The 461-nt window shown below is 61.2% G+C and carries 1 protein-coding gene; it reads left to right on the forward strand.

Annotated features, from left to right (window positions below; all coding sequences use genetic code 11):
* The coding region (locus AC066S_RS39285; protein ID WP_478271976.1) for a hypothetical protein at positions 1–459 on the forward strand (459 nt) is incomplete at its 5' end.
* Positions 460–461 lie beyond the last annotated feature (2 nt).

Genomic DNA, 461 nt, shown 5'->3' on the forward strand with positions numbered 1-461 from the left:
AAGCAGAACTTCGGGGGCGGCAGCGAGTTCAGCATTCTCAATACTTCGGGCTACAACACGACTTTCCCGTCGGTGCAGTTCAAGAACCGCGCGCAATTGGGCTGGACGTTGAGCGGCTTCTCGACCGACCTGTTCTGGAATCACATCGGGGGGTATCGCAACTTCAGCTCGACCTCGGTCCTGCCGATCACGGTCGATGCGGCTGGCAACCCGAATGGCGGCGGCGATCCGGTCAAGGACGGGAATACGTTCGACCTCCACGTGCAATATGAGTTCGGCGGCGAAAGCTTCGCGCGCGGATGGCAGGTGTTCGTCGACGTGCAGAACCTGTTCGACACCAACCCGCCTTTCTACAACGGCAACACGGGCGGCATCCTCGGCGGGGCGGCGGGCTATAACGGCTTCGTTTCCAACCCGCTCGGACGGCTGACGCAGCTCGGGTTGCGCGTGAAGTTCTAATC

This window comes from Bradyrhizobium sp. CFUWI (genome assembly GCF_056429085.1).